The sequence below is a fragment of the Georgenia satyanarayanai genome (genome assembly GCF_009193135.1).
Classification (GTDB): domain Bacteria; phylum Actinomycetota; class Actinomycetes; order Actinomycetales; family Actinomycetaceae; genus Oceanitalea; species Oceanitalea satyanarayanai.
In genome coordinates, this window is record NZ_VUKC01000016.1 from 1 (window position 1) to 15,349 (window position 15,349).

The following is a 15,349-nucleotide window of genomic DNA, read 5'->3' on the forward strand; positions in this document are numbered from 1 at the left end:
CCCGGCGGGTGGGGCCGCCGCCGCGTCGGCGGAGCCGCGGACGAGGGAGCGACCGGCCCCGCCGCAGGCCGCCGCCGCGTCCGCCCCGGCCCAGCCGCAGCCCGGCCCCACGCGGCCCGCCGAGCCTTCTGTGCGCCAGCCGGCCGCGCGGAAGCCCGGTGCGCCCGTCCAGCGCCGTCCGGTGCCTCGCGCGGAGGAGGAGGAGCCGCCACCGCGGCCGGGGGAGCTCGTCTGCGGCGCCTGCGGGGCCGGCAACGCGTCGCACCGGCACTTCTGCCGCCGCTGCGGCGCGGACCTGGCCGACGCCCCGGTCCAGCCGCAGCGCTCGTGGTGGCGGCGCGTGCTGCGCCCCGACCCGCACCCGGGCCCGGCGGCCGGCACGCGCCCCGGTTCGCGCCGTCGTCGGCGGTTCCCGACGGGACTCGTCGTCACGCTCGTCGTCCTCGCGCTCCTCGGTGCGGGGGCCTGGTTCGCGCGGGACTCGCTCGCGGGCGCCTACGACGCCGTCGTGGACCGGGTGGCGGGCGACAACGCCGTCAACCCGGCCGAGGTCCTCGCCTCGAGCGAGCGGGAGGACCGTCTCGCCGCCTACGTGCGCGACGGGATCTCCGACCGGTCCTGGGCACCCCGGGGGGACGGTGTCGGGGAGTCGGTCGACCTCGTCCTGTCCGAGCCCGTGCGCCTCGTCACCGTCCTCGTCACCGCGGGCAACGGCGGGGACGAGGAGCAGCGGCTGCTGGAGGCGCGTCCGCGTGAGGTGCGCCTGACGATGACGACGCCGGAGGGGACGGAGGTCCAGGACGTCGAGCTCACCGACTCGGGCGAGCCACAGTCCGTGTCGGTGGGCCTGAGCGACGTCGAGCGGGTTGGCCTCACGATCCTCTCGGTGTACGGGGAGGAGCTGGGGGCTCCCGTCGCGGTGGCCGAGGTGGAGCTCCGGGGGCGGGGCTGAGGTCCTCGGCCACGCCGAGCTCGCGCAGCACCTGGGAGTAGGAGCGCGCGGCGCGCTCGGCGGCGGCCGGCTCCCCGGCCGCGCGGAGCGCGGCGACGAGGACGCGCCAGGCGTCGTCGCGGTACTCGTCGATGTCGACGCTGCGCTGCGCCGCCCGCACCGCCTCGGCGTGGTCCCCGGCGGCGAGCGCGAGCTCGGCGAGCAGGGCGGCCGCCTCGGCCACCCGGGTGCGGTAGCGCTCGCGGGTGGGCACGAGCCAGTCGGCCGGCCCCTCCTCGGGCAGGACGTCGCCGGTGTAGCCGGCGAGTGCGGCGGCGAGGGCGGCGCGCTGCCCGGCGACGTCGCGCCGCCGGGCGGCCCGCGCCGCGGCGGCGAGCGCCTCGTCGACCTCGACGACGTCGCTCGAGGAGCCGGGGCCGAGGGCGAGCATGTAGGACTCACCGTCCCGCACGACGATGCGGCTGTGCCGCCCCGGCACACCCGGCTCGAGGGCCGCGCGCAGGCTCGAGACGCTGACCTGGAGGTTGTGCATCGCGGCCGCCGGGTCCAGCTCGCCCCACAGGGCGTCGGCGATGAGCTCGCGGTGGACGGGACGTCCCGCGTGGACCGCGAGGAAGCGCAGCACGGTCCGGGCGCGGGGGCGGATGCCGCTGAGGTCGGGCGCCTGACCGTCGACGAGCAGCTGGAGCTCCCCGAAGCAGCGGACGGTGAGGACCGGCTCGGGACGAGAGGCGGGCTCGGGCGGGCTCGCCGCGGACGGGGCGCTCGGTCCGGCGGGGGGCGTGACGGCAGGGGGTGGGCCTGCGCGGCCGGGGAGGTCGTGGTTCGGGTCGGTGGCCGGGGCGGCGGGGTCGCGGGTCCAGGGGGACATGTCCGGCAGCCAGGCCCACGGGCGGCAGTCCAGGCCGGTGCCGCTCGCGGTCGTGCGCGCCAGGGTGAGGAGCTCGTCACGGTCCCCGGCCCGCGTCGCGGCCAGGGCGGCGTAGGCGAGGGCTGCCGCCCCGGGGACCCCGGCCGACCGCGCCTGCGCCTCCGCCTGGCGGGCCTGCTCGGCGGCGTCGGGCAGCTGCTGCGCGGCGGTCAGCAGCGCCCCGGCCGCACTGACCCACGCCTCGAGCACGCCGGCGTCGAGCTCCCGCAGGCGGCGGCGGAGCTGGTCCAGGGTGCGGGTGTCGACCGTGCCCGACGGCAGGCGGATGAGGCACCACACGAGCGCGACGACCGCGGCCGCCCACCGGTCGCCGCGGGCGTCGAGGTCCCCGATGACCGCGGCCATCGGACGGCGGTCCCCGCCGTGCCCGGCCACGGCGATCGCCGAGGTGAGGCGCGCCAGCCAGGTGAGACCGTGGCGCTCCGCCTCGAGGTAGATCTGGTCGAAGGGGGAGGGCCGCGGGGAGCTGAGGGGGCCGGGCCGCACCTCGGTCCGTGCGGCGGCACCGCCGGTGATGATGGCCTCGAGCGTCGCGAGGACCAGCCGCGCGGCGAGGGCCAGGCCCGGCGCGGTGCCCTCGGGCTGCTCGGCGAGCGTGCGCAGCTCCCGGCTGCCGGCCCTGCGGTCCCCGCCGAGGAGGCGGGCGAAGCCCGCGACGGCGCGCACCGGCGCGTCCTCCGCCGCAGCGGCTCGGCGGGCGACGTCGAGCGGGTGGCGCCGGGTGGCGGCGAGGAGGAGGTCGGGCCACCGCGGCCGCGGCGGCACCGGGCCGCCGCGCCAGGCGGTGATGCTCGCGCGCAGCTCGTCGCACAGCTTCTGGGCGCTCGCGTCGGTGAACTGCGCCCGGGCACGCTCCGCAGCCGCGGCCGCGTCCCCGAGCCGGCCGTCCCCGAGCAGCCGGCGGGCCTCGGCCAGGCAGCACCACGGGTCGGAGGCGGTGAGCCACGCCGGCAGCAGTGCCGCCCAGGTCTCGTCGCGCGACCGCGGCTGGTGGGGGCCGGCGAACACGCGCGCACCGGACTCGTGGAGCAGGGCGCGGACCCCGGGCCAGTCCTCGGCGCGGGCCCGCGCGCGCAGCGCCTCGACGAGGTCACCCTCCTCCTCGAGGATCTCTGCCGCGCGGACGTACCACTCGGCGGTGCCCGTGGGGCCGAGCTCCTCACGCAGCGCCGTCTCGAGGTGGCGGCGCAGGACCTCGTGGTACGCGAAGGTCTCCCCGCCGTCGGCCGTCGTCGTCAGCGCCTGGCGGGTCACGAGCTCGCGCAGGGTCCGCTGCGCGTCGGTCGTGCCGAGGAGGGCGTTGCAGCGGTCGGCGGTGAGGGCGTCGAAGACGCAGGTCCGCACGAGGAACGCGGTGGTCTGCGGCGGCAGGCCGGCGAGCACCTGGGCGGTGAGGTACTCCTGCGCGTAGCGGGCCCGCCCGGCGAGGGCGTGGACGGCGCGGTGCCGGTCGGCGGGCTGGCTGTCGAGCGTGGACAGGTGGAAGAGCTGGAGGGCGGCGGCCCAGCCCTGGGTGTACCGGGTGAGCGCGGCGGTGTCGTGCGGCGGCAGGGGGGCGCGGTGGATCTGCCGGAAGAGCGTCTCGACCTCCCACGTGCGGAAGCGCAGGTCCTCCCCGGTGAGGACGACGAGGGCGGCGAGCTCGCTGCGGGCGAGGTTGAAGCCCGGCATGCGCCGCGAGCCGACGAGCACCCGCAGCTGGGGCGGGGCCAGCAGGAGCACCTGCTCGAGCTCGGCCTCCGCGGGCAGGCCGGCGAGGACGTGGAGGTCGTCGAGGACGAGGAGCACCGGGCCGGGCAGCCCCTCCAGGGACAGCGCGAGCTGCTCGGGCGTCGCCGGTGCGGTGTCGCCGGGCAGGTGGGGGGCCAGCGCCCGGTGCAGGAGGGGGACGAGCCGCCCGGTGGACCCGGCGTCGAGCCGGCACCAGGCGACGGGCAGCCCGCTGATGCCCGCCCACTGGGCCATGAGAGTGGTCTTGCCCGTGCCCGGCGGCGCCACGACGAGCCCCATCCGGTCGCGGGCGACGGCGTCCAGCGCGCGCAGCAGCTGGGGGCGGTGCAGCCCGTTGACCTGCGGGACGGCCGTGCTGGCGCGCGGAAGCCCGGCGCGTGCGGCGCCGCCGGGCTCGCCGCCTGTCGGGCACATCAGGACCCCCCGTCCCTGTCACCGCCCGCTGTGCAGCCAGTCTAGGAGCCCACCCCACCCCCAAACCCCGCAATTGGTGCCTTCGGCGACGGTTTCGGCGTCGGCGGCGTCGGTCAGTCGACCAGATGCGACGTTTGGCGGCCGACGTTCTGGCGGCCGACGTTTTGGCGGGCGGGGGCGGGGGTGGTGGTCAGGTCGACAGGGCGGCGGCGACGGCGAGGGAGAGGGCGCCCTGGAAGGTCGTCTCGCGCTCCTCGGCGCTCATGTCCTGGGAGCCGTCGAGGAGGTGGTCGGAGACGGTGAGGACGGTGAGGGCCTGGCGCCCGAGCTCGGCGGCCACGCCGTAGAGCGCGGCGGCCTCCATCTCGACGCCGAGCACCCCGTAGGCGCCCAGCGCCTCGGTCTGGCCGGGGACCTTGAGGTAGAAGTGGTCGCGGGAGACGATCGTGCCCACGTGGTAGCGCTCGATGCCCTGCTCGCGGGCCGCGCGCACGGCGGCCTCGGCCAGCTCGAAGGACGCGACGGCGGAGAAGTTGATGCCCGGGATACGGTGCTGGTTCATCGCGGAGTCGGTGTGGGCGCCGAGGCCGACGAGGACGTCGCCGACGCGGACGGCGGGGGAGATCCCGCCGGCCGTGCCGACGCGGATGATGCGCTGGACGCCGTACTCGCGGAAGAGCTCGGTGGCGTAGATCGTCGCCGAGGGCTGGCCCATGCCCGAGCCCATGACGCTCAGCGGCCTGCCGTCCACGGTGCCGGTGTAGCCGAGCATGCCGCGCACGTCGTTGACGAGGCGGGCGTCGGGCATGAGCTGCTCGGCGATGCGCTGCGCCCGCCGGGGGTCACCTGGCATGAGGACGGCGGGGGCGAAGTCGCCGGGGGCGGCGGCGATGTGGGGCGTGGGCACGAGACCTCCAGGGGTACGGACGGGTGCGCCCATGCTGCCACGTCGCCCCGGCGCGGAGGAGGGACCCGGGGCTAGGCTCACCGTGTCTCGACCCGTCGACGTGAGGGGCCCACATGTCCGACCCGCACAGCGAGCACCCGCCGCCGGACCGGCCGGTGCCCCCGCCGCCCGCCCAGTCGCCGCCGGCTCCCGCCCAGCCGCAACCGGGCGGATACCCCGGCTACCCCCAGCAGCAGGCCTACCCGCAGCAGCAGGCCTACCCGCAGCAGCCCGGCTACCCGGGCCAGCCGGCCGGGCCCCCGCCGGGCTTCGGCCAGCCGCGGCAGCCGCGACCCTCCACCCTCGGCGGGCTCGCCGACCTCGGCTTCACCCGCCGCGTCACGCCCGGCCTCGCGAGGGTCGTCTACCTCGCCGTCGTCGTCCTCGCGGTGCTCGGGGCGGTCGTCGCCGTCATCGGCGCGATCGGCGCCTTCGGCACGGCGGGACACCCCTTCCTCGGCGGTGGCCAGTGGGTGCTGTACGGCCTCCTCCTGCTCGTCGTCGGACCCCTCGGTGGTTTCGTGCTCGTCGCCTTCGCGCGCTTCTGGCTCGAGTACTTCCTCGACCGTGCGGGTGAGCGCCGCTGAGGGGTGAGCGGTCCCACTGAGAGGCGCCCTCGCCCCGGTGTGCGCCTCTCGACATGCTCCGGATAAAGTCGTCTGGTGACTCCCGCTGGTAACGCGACCTTCCGCTACTCCAACGCGGCACTCCTTGCTGTCACGCACATCGAGGCCCCGGTGCGGGTGCCGTCGTCGCGTTTCGAGGAGGAGCTGGCGCCGACGCGTCGGCGGCTGCGTCTGCCCGACAACCTCCTCGAGCGAGTGTCCGGGGTCGTCGAGCGTCGGTGGTGGGAGCCGGGGACGCGTTTCGACGACGCGGCGATCGAGGCCGGCGCCAAGGCGCTCGCCGAGGCGGGGGTCGACCCGGCGCGGGTCGGGCTGCTCGTCAACACCTCCGTGACCCGCACGCACCTCGAGCCCTCCGTGGCCGTGCGCATCCACCACGGGTTGTCCCTGCCGAGCTCGGCGGTGAACTTCGACATCGCCAACGCCTGCCTCGGTTTCGTCAACGGCATCATGCTCGCGGCGACGATGATCGACGCCGGGCAGATCGACTACGCCGTCATCGTCAACAGCGAGGACTCCCGCGGGACGCAGGAGACGACCCTTCGTCGTCTCGCCCGGCCCGAGGCCACCCGCGAGGACTACCGCCGCGAGTTCGCCTCCCTCACCCTGGGCAGCGGGGCGGCGGCCGCCGTCATCGGCCGCGCGGACCTCCACCCGGGCGGGCACCGCGTCGTCGGCGGCGTCTCGCGCGCCGGCACCGAGCACCACGAGCTGTGCGTGGGCAGCCTGGACGGCATGTTCACCGACACCAAGGGCCTGCTCGACGGCGGCCTGCCGCTCGTCACCGCGGCCTTCGCCGAGGCGAACAACGGTGCGGGCTTCCGGTGGGGCGACATGGACCGCTACGTCACCCACCAGATCTCCACGCCGTACACGAAGGCGGTCATCGACGCGATCGACCTGCCCGAGGACCGCGTGCCGATCACCTTCGGCTACTGGGGCAACGTGGGCCCGGCGTCGCTGCCGATGACGCTCGCCGCCCAGGCCGACTCCCTCGCGCCGGGGGACCGCGTGCTGTGCCTAGGGGTGGGGTCGGGCCTCAACACGGCGATGCTCGAGCTGCAGTGGTGACCCCGGGCAGCGACCTGCCCGAGCTCCCCGGCCTCGACCGCCGCTGGAGCCGCCGCGTCACCGTCGCCGGCACGGGGGAGGACCCGCCGGTCACCTGGCACCTGCTCGACAACGCGCCCGACCTCACCGGAGAGGTGCGCGGCACGCTGCTCGCCGTCCACGGCAACCCGACGTGGTCCTACCTGTGGCGCTCGCTCCTGCCGGCGGCCGCCGCGGCCGGATGGCGCGTCGTCGCCGTCGACCAGCTCGGCATGGGCTTCTCCCAGCGCGACGGGCGCTTGCGCCGCCTCGCCGACCGTGTCGCCGAGCTCGGCGCCCTCACCGACCACCTGGGCCTCACCGGGCCCGTCGTCACGGTCGGGCACGACTGGGGCGGCGTGGTGTCCCTCGGCTGGGCGGTCGAGCACCCCGGGCTGCTCGCCGGCGTCGTCGTCACCAACACCGCCGTCCACCACGACGACGACTCGCAGATCCCCGCCCTCCTGCGCCTGGCGGGCAACCCGAGCGTCCACGGCTGGGCGACGAGCGGCACCCGCACCTTCCTGCGCGCCACCCTCGCCCTGGCCCACCCGCCGCTGCGCCGGGAGGTCCGCGCCGCGTACCTCGCGCCCTACGCCGAGGACCGCCGCGCCGTCGCCGACTTCGTCGCCGACATCCCCGCCGACCCGAGCCACCCCAGCCGCGCCGCCCTCGACGCCATCGCCGACGGTGTGACCCGCCTCGAGGTCCCGGCCCTGGTCCTGTGGGGCCCGCGGGACCCCGTCTTCCAGCGCCGCTACCTCGACGACCTCCTGCGCCGCCTCCCGCACGCCGACGTCCACCGCTTCGAGGGGGCCGGCCACCTCCTCGCCGAGGACGTCGACGTCGCCGGCACCGTCGTCCGCTGGCTCGACACGCGCTTCCCCGCCGACAGCCGAGCTGTCGCCGACACCCCAGCTACCGCCGACAGCCGAGTTGCCGCCGACAGCCGAGTTGTCGCCGACACCCCAGCTACCGCCGACAGCCGAGTTGTCGCCGACAGCCGAGTTGTCGTTCGTCCCCTCGCCGCCGTCCTCGACGAGCGCCGCGACGACGACGCCCCCGCCGTCGTCGCCCTCCACGCCGGCGGTACGGACACGGTGACCTGGCGCGAGCTCGCCACCCGCGTGCGCCACCTCGCCCTCGGCCTGCACGACGCCGGGGTGCGCCCCGGCCAGCGCGTGAGCCTCCTCGTCACACCGGGGGTCGACCTCACGACCGCGCTCTTCGCGTGCCTGCGCCTCGGCGCGGTCGCCGTCATCGCCGACCAGGGCCTGGGCCTGCGCGGCATGAGCCGCGCGATCCGCGGCGCCTCCCCGGACGTCCTCATCGGCATCGACCGCGGCCTCGTCGGCGCGCGCCTCCTGTCGTGGCCCGGCCGCCGGGTCGCGGTGAGCGAGCTCCCGCCCGCGCAGGCCAGGGCCCTCGGCGTCAGCGACACCCTGCCGAGCCTCCTCGCCCGCGGCGCCGAGCTCGAGCGCGCCGGCACCGACCTGCCGTCCGGACCGGGCCCGGACGACGACGCCGCCATCCTCTTCACGTCCGGGTCCACCGGCCCCGCCAAGGGCGTCGTCTACACCCACCGCGGCCTCGCCGGGATGCGTGACACCCTCGCCGAGACCTACGACCTGGGCCCCAGCTCCTCCTTCGTCGCGGGCTTCGCGCCCTTCGCGCTGCTCGGCACCGCGCTGGGCTCCCTCGCCGTCGTCCCCGACATGGACGTCACGGCGCCGGCCACGCTCACCGCCGCCGCGCTCGCCGAGGCGGTCCGCGCGGGCAGCGCGACCGCCGTCTTCACCTCACCCGCCGCCCTGCGCAACGTCCTCGCGACCGCGAGGGAGCTGACGGCCGAGCAGCGCGAGGCGCTCTCCGGCGTCGGGCTCTTCCTCTCCGCGGGGGCGCCGATCCCGCCGGAGCTGCTCGCCCGCGCCGCCGAGGTCATGCCCGGCGCCAGTGCCCGCACCCCTTACGGGATGACCGAGGTCCTGCCGGTCACCGACATCGACCTCGAGGAGATCCGCCGCGCCGTCGCCGACGTCGGCACCGTCGTGGGCGCGGGCGGCGGCACGTGCGTGGGCCGCCCGGTCCCCGGCACCGCGGTCACCATCCTCCCGCTCGACGACGACGGCGCCGCCACCGGCGAGCCCACCGACGCACCCGGCGTGACGGGCGAGATCCTCGTCGCCGCCCCGCACCTCAAGCGCACCTACGACCGGCTCTGGGCGACGCAGCAGGCCAGCGCCGACCACCCCGGCCGCCACCGCACCGGGGACGTCGGGCACCTCGACGCCGAGGGCCGGCTGTGGGTCGAGGGCCGACTGTCGCACGTCGTCACCGGGCCCGGCGGTGTCATCACGCCCGTCGCCGTCGAGCACGCCGCCGAGCGGGTGCCCGGCGTCCAGCGCGCGGCCGCCGTCGGCGTCGGTCCGGCCGGGACCCAGCAGCTCGTCGTCGTCCTCGAGACCGACCCGGCCGTCGATGCCCGCGCGCGTGCCGGCGCCTCGCTCGCCACGCCCGGCCTCACCGCCGCGGTGCGCCGCGCCGTCGCCGAGGCGTGCGACGTCCCGGTCGCGGCCGTCCTGCGCGTGCGGGAGCTGCCCACGGACGTGCGGCACAACGCGAAGATCGAGCGCGGCCGCATCGGCCGGTGGGCCGAGCAGGCCCTGGCCGGCGGGCGGATGGGCGAGCCGTGAGCCGCCGCGTGGACGCGCCTGCCGGGGCCAGCCCGGAGCGGCTGCGCGTCCTCGTCACCGGCGCCAGCGGCATGCTCGGGCGGCGCACCGCGGAGCGGCTCGTCGCCGCCGGCCACGACGTCCGCACCTTCCAGCGCCGCCCCGCCGGCGTCGCAGGTGCCACCGACTCGCTCGGGTCGCTCACCGATCCGGCGGCGGTGACCCGCGCCGTCGAGGGACGTGACGCCGTCGTCCACCTCGCCGCGAAGGTGTCGGTGAGCGGGCCGCGGCACGAGTACGAGCAGGTCAACGTCGAGGGCACGCGCGCGCTGCTCGCCGCCGCCCGCGCGGCGGGGGTGCGGCGCTTCGTCCAGGTGTCCTCGCCGTCGGTTGCGCACACGGGCGGCTCGCTCGTCGGCGAGGGCGCCGGACCGGCGGAGCCGGAGCACGCGCGCGGCAACTACGCGCGGACGAAGGCCGCCGCCGAGGTGCTGGCGCTGGAGGCGGACGGCGCCGAGCTCGCCGTCGTCGCCGTGCGCCCTCACCTCGTGTGGGGGCCGGGGGACACCCAGCTCGTCGCGCGGATCGTCGAGCGCGCCCGCGCCGGGCGGCTGCCGCTGCTCGACCACGGCGCGGTGCTCGTCGACTCCGTCTACGTCGACAACGCGGCCGACGCGCTCGTCGCGGCGCTCGAGCGGGCACCGCGGGCCCACGGGCAGGCGCTCGTCGTGACGAACGGGGAGCCGCGTGCGATCGGCGACCTCATCGCCGGCATCTCGCTCGCCGCCGGTGCGCCGGCCCCGGCCTGGCGCGTGCCGGCGCGACTGGCGAAGGTGGCCGGGGGACTGGTCGAGGCCGTGTGGGCCGTCCGCCCCGGCCGCGACGAGCCGCCGATGACCCGCTTCCTCGCCGAGCAGCTGTCGACCGCCCACTGGTTCGACCAGCGCCACACCCGCGAGGTGCTCCGCTGGGAGCCTGCCGTAAGCATCGACGAGGGCATGGCAAGACTGGCTCAGCACTACCGCCGGTGATGGAACGGTGACTTCGCCGGCGCCCGCCGATAGGCGTTGTGCGTGGGACGCCAAGGCGGCATCGCCGACTAGCTCGTCGTCGAGTCAGGCCTCCTGAGCGTGTGCTCGGGGTGGCGGTGTGCACTGCCCATGTACAGCCATCCGGCGCAGGTTTCCGGGATTGTCGATCACTATGTCGCCCGGCATCGGTGGGCGGACCTCATTTCGGGCGGGGGCTTCGGCGCCACTGCCAGAGGGCTTGTATGCCATCTCGAAACTCAGTGCGCTGGGGGCGACGCGCCAACTACACGGAACAGCGGGGTCGACGTATATATGAAGAGCGAGCAGGTCTGGCGTCAACTGCAGCCACTGCAGTTCGCCATATTCGAGTCGGTCATCTGGATCGTGGGACAGTGCTCCGCGCGCGGCGATGCGCCGTTTGACCGGTACGTCAGGAATACCTTGCTCGCGCGTGCTTTCGTAGAGTTCGTTCAAGGCGCGTTGGCCGAGGACCCATGTCGCTAGCGCGGCTGATCGAAGGAGGTATCCGCTGAGCGCAAGCCCACCGAACGACCAGTTGTCGATCATATTCAGGTGGGCTGGCACAGCTCGATCCAAGTGCGCGCCACCCCACTTGTTGGCGTACTTGCCGAGGAACTGGGCCCACGTATACGTGACGGACTGCCCGCGGTACTCGACGTGCACTACGGGGCTAGCAATCCATTGTCGCCAGGGCATCCAGACGGCGCCGTAAGTCTCGCTGCCTGGCCGAGTTGGGACTGAGCCAACGGCGAACTGGGACGAGGTATCTGGCGGCTGCGTAACCAGGATCGCGGCGGTCGTGGCTCCGACCGCGTTCTCCAGCCTGTCTAAGACGTCGTTTCCCTGACCGGGGGCAACCAGTGCTCGGAGTACGACCGCGAGGTCGTCGGCTGCGTACGCTGCGCCGCGATCCAACCGTTCGATGTGATCTCGAAGTCGCGAGATCATATGCAACGCTTGCCCATAGAAGTGCGGCCCCTCAGAAGATCCGGGAGTCACCGGCGGCATCAATTCCTCGCGTGTAAATGTCATCGCTACTCCATGAGTCGCTCGTGTGATGACTATAATATCCATGACTATGACATCCATTGGAGCACTGCCAACCGCGACTCGGGGAGTCTCGGAGTTGAAACCGGGTGAATGGCGTGCTGACGCTGCCCGGGGGGCCACGCTCCGGCCCGCGCTAGGCACAGAGATACTGATCTGGCTGCGTCGCGTAGGTCCCGTGGCACAGCTTGAGAGGTGAGCTCTGTGCTAGGCGAGGTCCGTCAAGCCGGACGCGACCGGAATGCTGTGGCTTCGTGTCATCGCAGAGCGAGGGCGCACGGAGGGGGCGCGCGCGCCACAATGGACGGCATGATCCCGACTCTCGCGCTCAACGACGGCAACCGGATTCCCGCGATCGGCCTCGGCACCTGGCCGATGGACGAGGAGGCCCCCGAGGCCGTGCGGACGGCGCTCGAGATGGGCTACCGGCTCATCGACACCGCCGCGAAGTACGAGAACGAGGAGGCCGTCGGTCGGGGCATCGCGGAGTCCGGCGTCCCGCGCGAGGAGCTCTTCGTCACCACCAAGCTCCGCGGCAGCGACCAGGGCTACGAGGAGGCGCTGCGCGCCTTCGAGACCTCGCGCTCGAAGCTCGGCCTCGACTACGTCGACCTCTACCTCATCCACTGGCCGCTGCCTCGCCTGGACAAGTACGTCGACTCCTGGCGTGCGCTCGTCAAGCTCCGTGAGGACGGCGTCGTCCGCTCGATCGGCGTCTCGAACTTCACGGCCGCGCACCTGGACCGGATCATCGCCGAGACCGACGTCCCGCCCGCCGTCAACCAGATCGAGCTGCACCCGTACTTCACCCAGGCCGACATGCGTGCCGCCGACGCCGAGCGCACCGTCCTCACCCAGTCCTGGAGCCCTCTCGCCCGCAGCGCCTCCCTCCTCACCGAGCCGGCGCTCGAGCAGATCGCCGACCGCCACGGCGTGGAGACCGCCCAGGTGGTGCTGCGCTGGCACGTCCAGCTCGGCGTCCTGCCCATCCCCAAGTCGGCCAGCCCGGACCGGCAGAGCCTCAACCTCGACATCTTCGGCTTCGAGCTCAGCGAGTCGGAGGTGAACCAGGTCAGCGGCCTCGAGCGCGGCCGGCAGAGCCACGACCCGGACACCCACGAGGAGTTCTGAGCCCGCGGGCGCGCTTGTATCCTGAGCCGATGCCTGCCGCCCGACTGGTCGCCTTCGACCTCGACGACACCCTCACGCCCTCGAAGTCCCCGATCCACCCGGAGATGGCCGAGGCGCTCACCGCCCTGCTCGCCGTCGTGCCGGTGTGCATCATCTCCGGCGGGCAGCTCGAGCAGTTCACCACGCAGGTCACCGACCGCCTCGACCTCGACGACGACGCCCGCTCGCGTCTCCACCTCATGCCCACCTGCGGCACGCGCTACTACCGCTACGACGACGGCGGCGACCTCCGTGAGGTCTACGCGCACGACCTCACCGCCGAGGAGCGTGCCGAGGCGCTGGCGGTGCTCGAGCGCGAGGCCCGGCGGCTGGGGTTGTGGGAGGAGGAGTCCTGGGGCCCGGTCCTCGAGGACCGCGGCTCGCAGATCACCTTCTCCGCCCTCGGTCAGCGGGCGCCGCTCGAGGCCAAGCGCGCCTGGGACCCGACGGGGGAGAAGAAGGAGCGGCTGCGCGCCGCCCTCGCCCCGCTGCTGCCCGAGCTCGAGGTCCGCTCCGGTGGCTCGACGTCCATCGACATCACCCGCCAGGGCGTGGACAAGGCCTACGGGATGACCCGCCTGGCCGAGCACACCGGCATCGACCTCGCCGACATGCTCTTCGTCGGCGACCGCCTCGACGAGGGCGGCAACGACTACCCGGTCAAGGCGATGGGCGTCCCGTGCGTCGCGGTGGACGGCTGGGAGGACACCGCACGCACCGTCCGAGGACTCGTCGCCGACCTCGAGCCGACGCACGCCTAACGAGGTCCACCCACTGCGCAGTTGGTGGGTTGAACGACGTGGTAAGCGCCTGCCGGCGTCGTCGAACTCACCAGTTGCGATGTGCGGGAGGTCAGGGGACGAGGGCCGGCCGGCGTTCCGCGGCCGCGACGAGTGCCGCGTACCGCCCGCCGCGGGCGACCAGCTCCCCGTGGTTGCCCAGCTCCGCCAGGCGGCCCCGGTCGATCACCGCGATGAGGTCGGCGCTGCGGACCGTCGACAGGCGGTGGGCGATGGTGATCGTCGTGCGGCCGCGGCTCAGCACGTCGAGCGCCTCCTGGACGGCGTGCTCGGTGCGGGTGTCGAGCGCACTGGTCGCCTCATCGAGGACGAGCACGCGGGGGCCGCGCAGCAGCGTGCGGGCGATGGCGAGGCGCTGCTTCTCCCCGCCGGAGAAGCGGTGCCCGCGCGCGCCCACCACCGTGTCGTAGCCGCGCGGCAGGGCGAGGATGACGTCGTGCACCTGGGCGGCGCGGGCCGCGGCCTCGATCTCCTCGTCGGTCGCCTCCGGGCGCGCGTAGCGCAGGTTCTCCCGCACGGTCGTGTGCAGGAGGTAGGTCTCCTGGGAGACGACACCCACCTGGGAGGCGAGGTCGGCGAGGCTGAGGTCGCGCAGGTCGACGCCGTCGAGCAGGACGCGACCGGACGTCGGGTCCTGGAGCCGCGCGACGAGGCCGGCGATCGTCGTCTTCCCGGCGCCGGACTCCCCGACGAGGGCCAGCCGGGTGCCGGCCGGGACGTGCAGGTCGAGGTCGGTGACGGCGTCGGCGTCCGCGTCGGGGTAGCGGAAGGTGACGTCCGCGAAGGTCACGGCACCGGGGTCCCCGCCGGAGGGCAGCGCCACCGGCGAGAGAGGGTCGGCGATCTCCACCGGCAGGTCGAGGTACTCGAAGATCCGGCTGAACAGCGCGAGCGACGCGGTGACCTGGACACCGGTGCTGAGCACGCCCATGAGCGGGCGGAACAGCCCGGACTGGAGGGCGATGAACGCGACGAGCGTGCCGATCGTGATGTCGCCGGAACCGGGCAGCCCCGCGACGAGGTAGATGAGGGCGGGGATCGCGGAGAAGATGACGCTCGTCGTCGCCATCCGCCAGCGGCCGGCGAGCTCGGAGCGCAGCTCGAGGTCGACGAGCTCGGCGGAGGAGTCGGCGAAGCGGCGGCTGAGCTCCGGGCCGGCGCCGAGCGTCTTGGCGAGCAGCGCGCCGCTCACCGACAGCGACTCCTCGACCTGCCCGTGGAGGGCGGCCAGTGCGCTCTGCCGCTGTGCGGTCACCTCGCGGCGCATCTGCGCGACGCGGCGGGTGAGCCAGATGGCGGGCGGCAGGACGACGAGGGAGAGCAGGGCGAGCTGCCAGCTCAGCGCGACCATGGCGACGATCGTCGCGATCGCCGTCGTGACGTTCGCCGTGACCGCGGTGGCGGTGCCGGTGACGACGGACTGCATCGCGCCGATGTCGTGCGTGAGGCGCGACTGCACCTCGCCGCCGCGGGTACGGGTGAAGAAGGACATCGGCTGGCGCTGGAGGTGGGCGAAGACGTCGGTGCGCAACCGGTGCATGACGTTCTGGCCGAGGTCCGTGGAGATCCATGTCTGGAGGACCCCGAGCGCTGCCGTCACGACGGTGACGACGAGCATCGCGCCGACGAGGAGGAGCAGCAGGCGCACGTCCCGCTCGGGCAGGGCGACGTCGATGACGTGCCGGGTGAGGAAGGGCGTCGCGAGCCCGAGCACGGAGCTCGCGGCGATGAGCCCGACGACGAGGAGCAGCCGGCGCCGGTGCGGCGCGAAGAGCGCGGCGATGCGCCGCAGGCTTACGGGGTGGGACTCGAGCTGGGCCGTGTCGGCCGGGTCGCGGCGGACGGGGCCGTGGGGGCGGAAGGAGGGGCTCGACATGAGCGCCACCTCGCTTTCTCGAAGGCGACGGCGGGGGATGGGG

Annotated in this window: 11 protein-coding genes; 7 read left to right on the forward strand and 4 right to left on the reverse strand. The window is 74.7% G+C overall.

The features are described from left to right. The coding region (locus GD632_RS13685; protein WP_405002544.1) for an NADase-type glycan-binding domain-containing protein at nucleotides 1-952 on the forward strand (952 nt) is incomplete at its 5' end. On the opposite strand, the gene GD632_RS13690 is transcribed toward GD632_RS13685, so the two are convergent. Beyond that, nucleotides 873-4,028, reverse strand: coding sequence for a BTAD domain-containing putative transcriptional regulator (locus tag GD632_RS13690; protein WP_152192775.1), 3,156 nt, complete (start codon nucleotides 4,026-4,028; stop codon nucleotides 873-875). The two genes, GD632_RS13685 and GD632_RS13690, sit on opposite strands and share 80 nt — an antisense overlap. Nucleotides 4,029-4,218: 190 nt before the next feature. After that, nucleotides 4,219-4,935: a purine-nucleoside phosphorylase gene (gene deoD / locus GD632_RS13695; RefSeq protein WP_152192776.1), complete on the reverse strand. Its 717-nt coding sequence runs from the start codon at nucleotides 4,933-4,935 to the stop codon at nucleotides 4,219-4,221. A gap of 113 nt (nucleotides 4,936-5,048) precedes the next feature. Here deoD and GD632_RS13700 point away from each other — a divergent pair, with 113 nt between their 5' ends. The 4 genes from GD632_RS13700 to GD632_RS13715 all read left to right on the forward strand — a co-directional run bounded on the left by GD632_RS13700 (nucleotide 5,049) and on the right by GD632_RS13715 (nucleotide 10,392). Further along, nucleotides 5,049-5,561: a DUF4282 domain-containing protein gene (locus tag GD632_RS13700; RefSeq protein ID WP_152192777.1), complete on the forward strand. Its 513-nt coding sequence runs from the start codon at nucleotides 5,049-5,051 to the stop codon at nucleotides 5,559-5,561. A gap of 75 nt (nucleotides 5,562-5,636) precedes the next feature. Then, nucleotides 5,637-6,671, forward strand: a complete 1,035-nt coding sequence (locus GD632_RS13705; protein WP_152192778.1) for a 3-oxoacyl-ACP synthase III — start codon at nucleotides 5,637-5,639, stop codon at nucleotides 6,669-6,671. Further along, a complete protein-coding gene (locus GD632_RS13710) occupies nucleotides 6,668-9,382 on the forward strand; it encodes an alpha/beta fold hydrolase (protein ID WP_193311488.1) in 2,715 nt (904 codons plus the stop codon). The genes GD632_RS13705 and GD632_RS13710 overlap by 4 nt, the downstream gene beginning before the upstream one ends. Nucleotides 9,383-9,423: 41 nt before the next feature. Beyond that, nucleotides 9,424-10,392: an NAD-dependent epimerase/dehydratase family protein gene (locus tag GD632_RS13715; RefSeq protein WP_152192833.1), complete on the forward strand. Its 969-nt coding sequence runs from the start codon at nucleotides 9,424-9,426 to the stop codon at nucleotides 10,390-10,392. Nucleotides 10,393-10,476: 84 nt separating this feature from the next. Here the strand turns inward: GD632_RS13715 and GD632_RS16055 are convergent, their stop codons facing one another. Then, entirely contained in the window at nucleotides 10,477-10,977 is a 501-nt protein-coding gene (locus GD632_RS16055; RefSeq protein WP_193311489.1) for a hypothetical protein, read from the reverse strand. A gap of 783 nt (nucleotides 10,978-11,760) precedes the next feature. Here GD632_RS16055 and GD632_RS13725 point away from each other — a divergent pair. After that, nucleotides 11,761-12,591, forward strand: a complete 831-nt coding sequence (locus tag GD632_RS13725) for an aldo/keto reductase (RefSeq protein WP_452176658.1) — start codon at nucleotides 11,761-11,763, stop codon at nucleotides 12,589-12,591. Between the two features lie 29 nt (nucleotides 12,592-12,620). Then, nucleotides 12,621-13,391 (forward strand): HAD-IIB family hydrolase, encoded by a 771-nt coding sequence (locus GD632_RS13730; protein ID WP_152192782.1) that lies wholly within the window; start codon nucleotides 12,621-12,623, stop codon nucleotides 13,389-13,391. A 91-nt stretch (nucleotides 13,392-13,482) separates the two neighbouring features. On the opposite strand, the gene GD632_RS13735 is transcribed toward GD632_RS13730, so the two are convergent. Continuing rightward, nucleotides 13,483-15,306, reverse strand: coding sequence for an ABC transporter ATP-binding protein (locus tag GD632_RS13735; RefSeq protein WP_152192783.1), 1,824 nt, complete (start codon nucleotides 15,304-15,306; stop codon nucleotides 13,483-13,485). Between the last annotated feature and the right edge of the window lie 43 nt (nucleotides 15,307-15,349).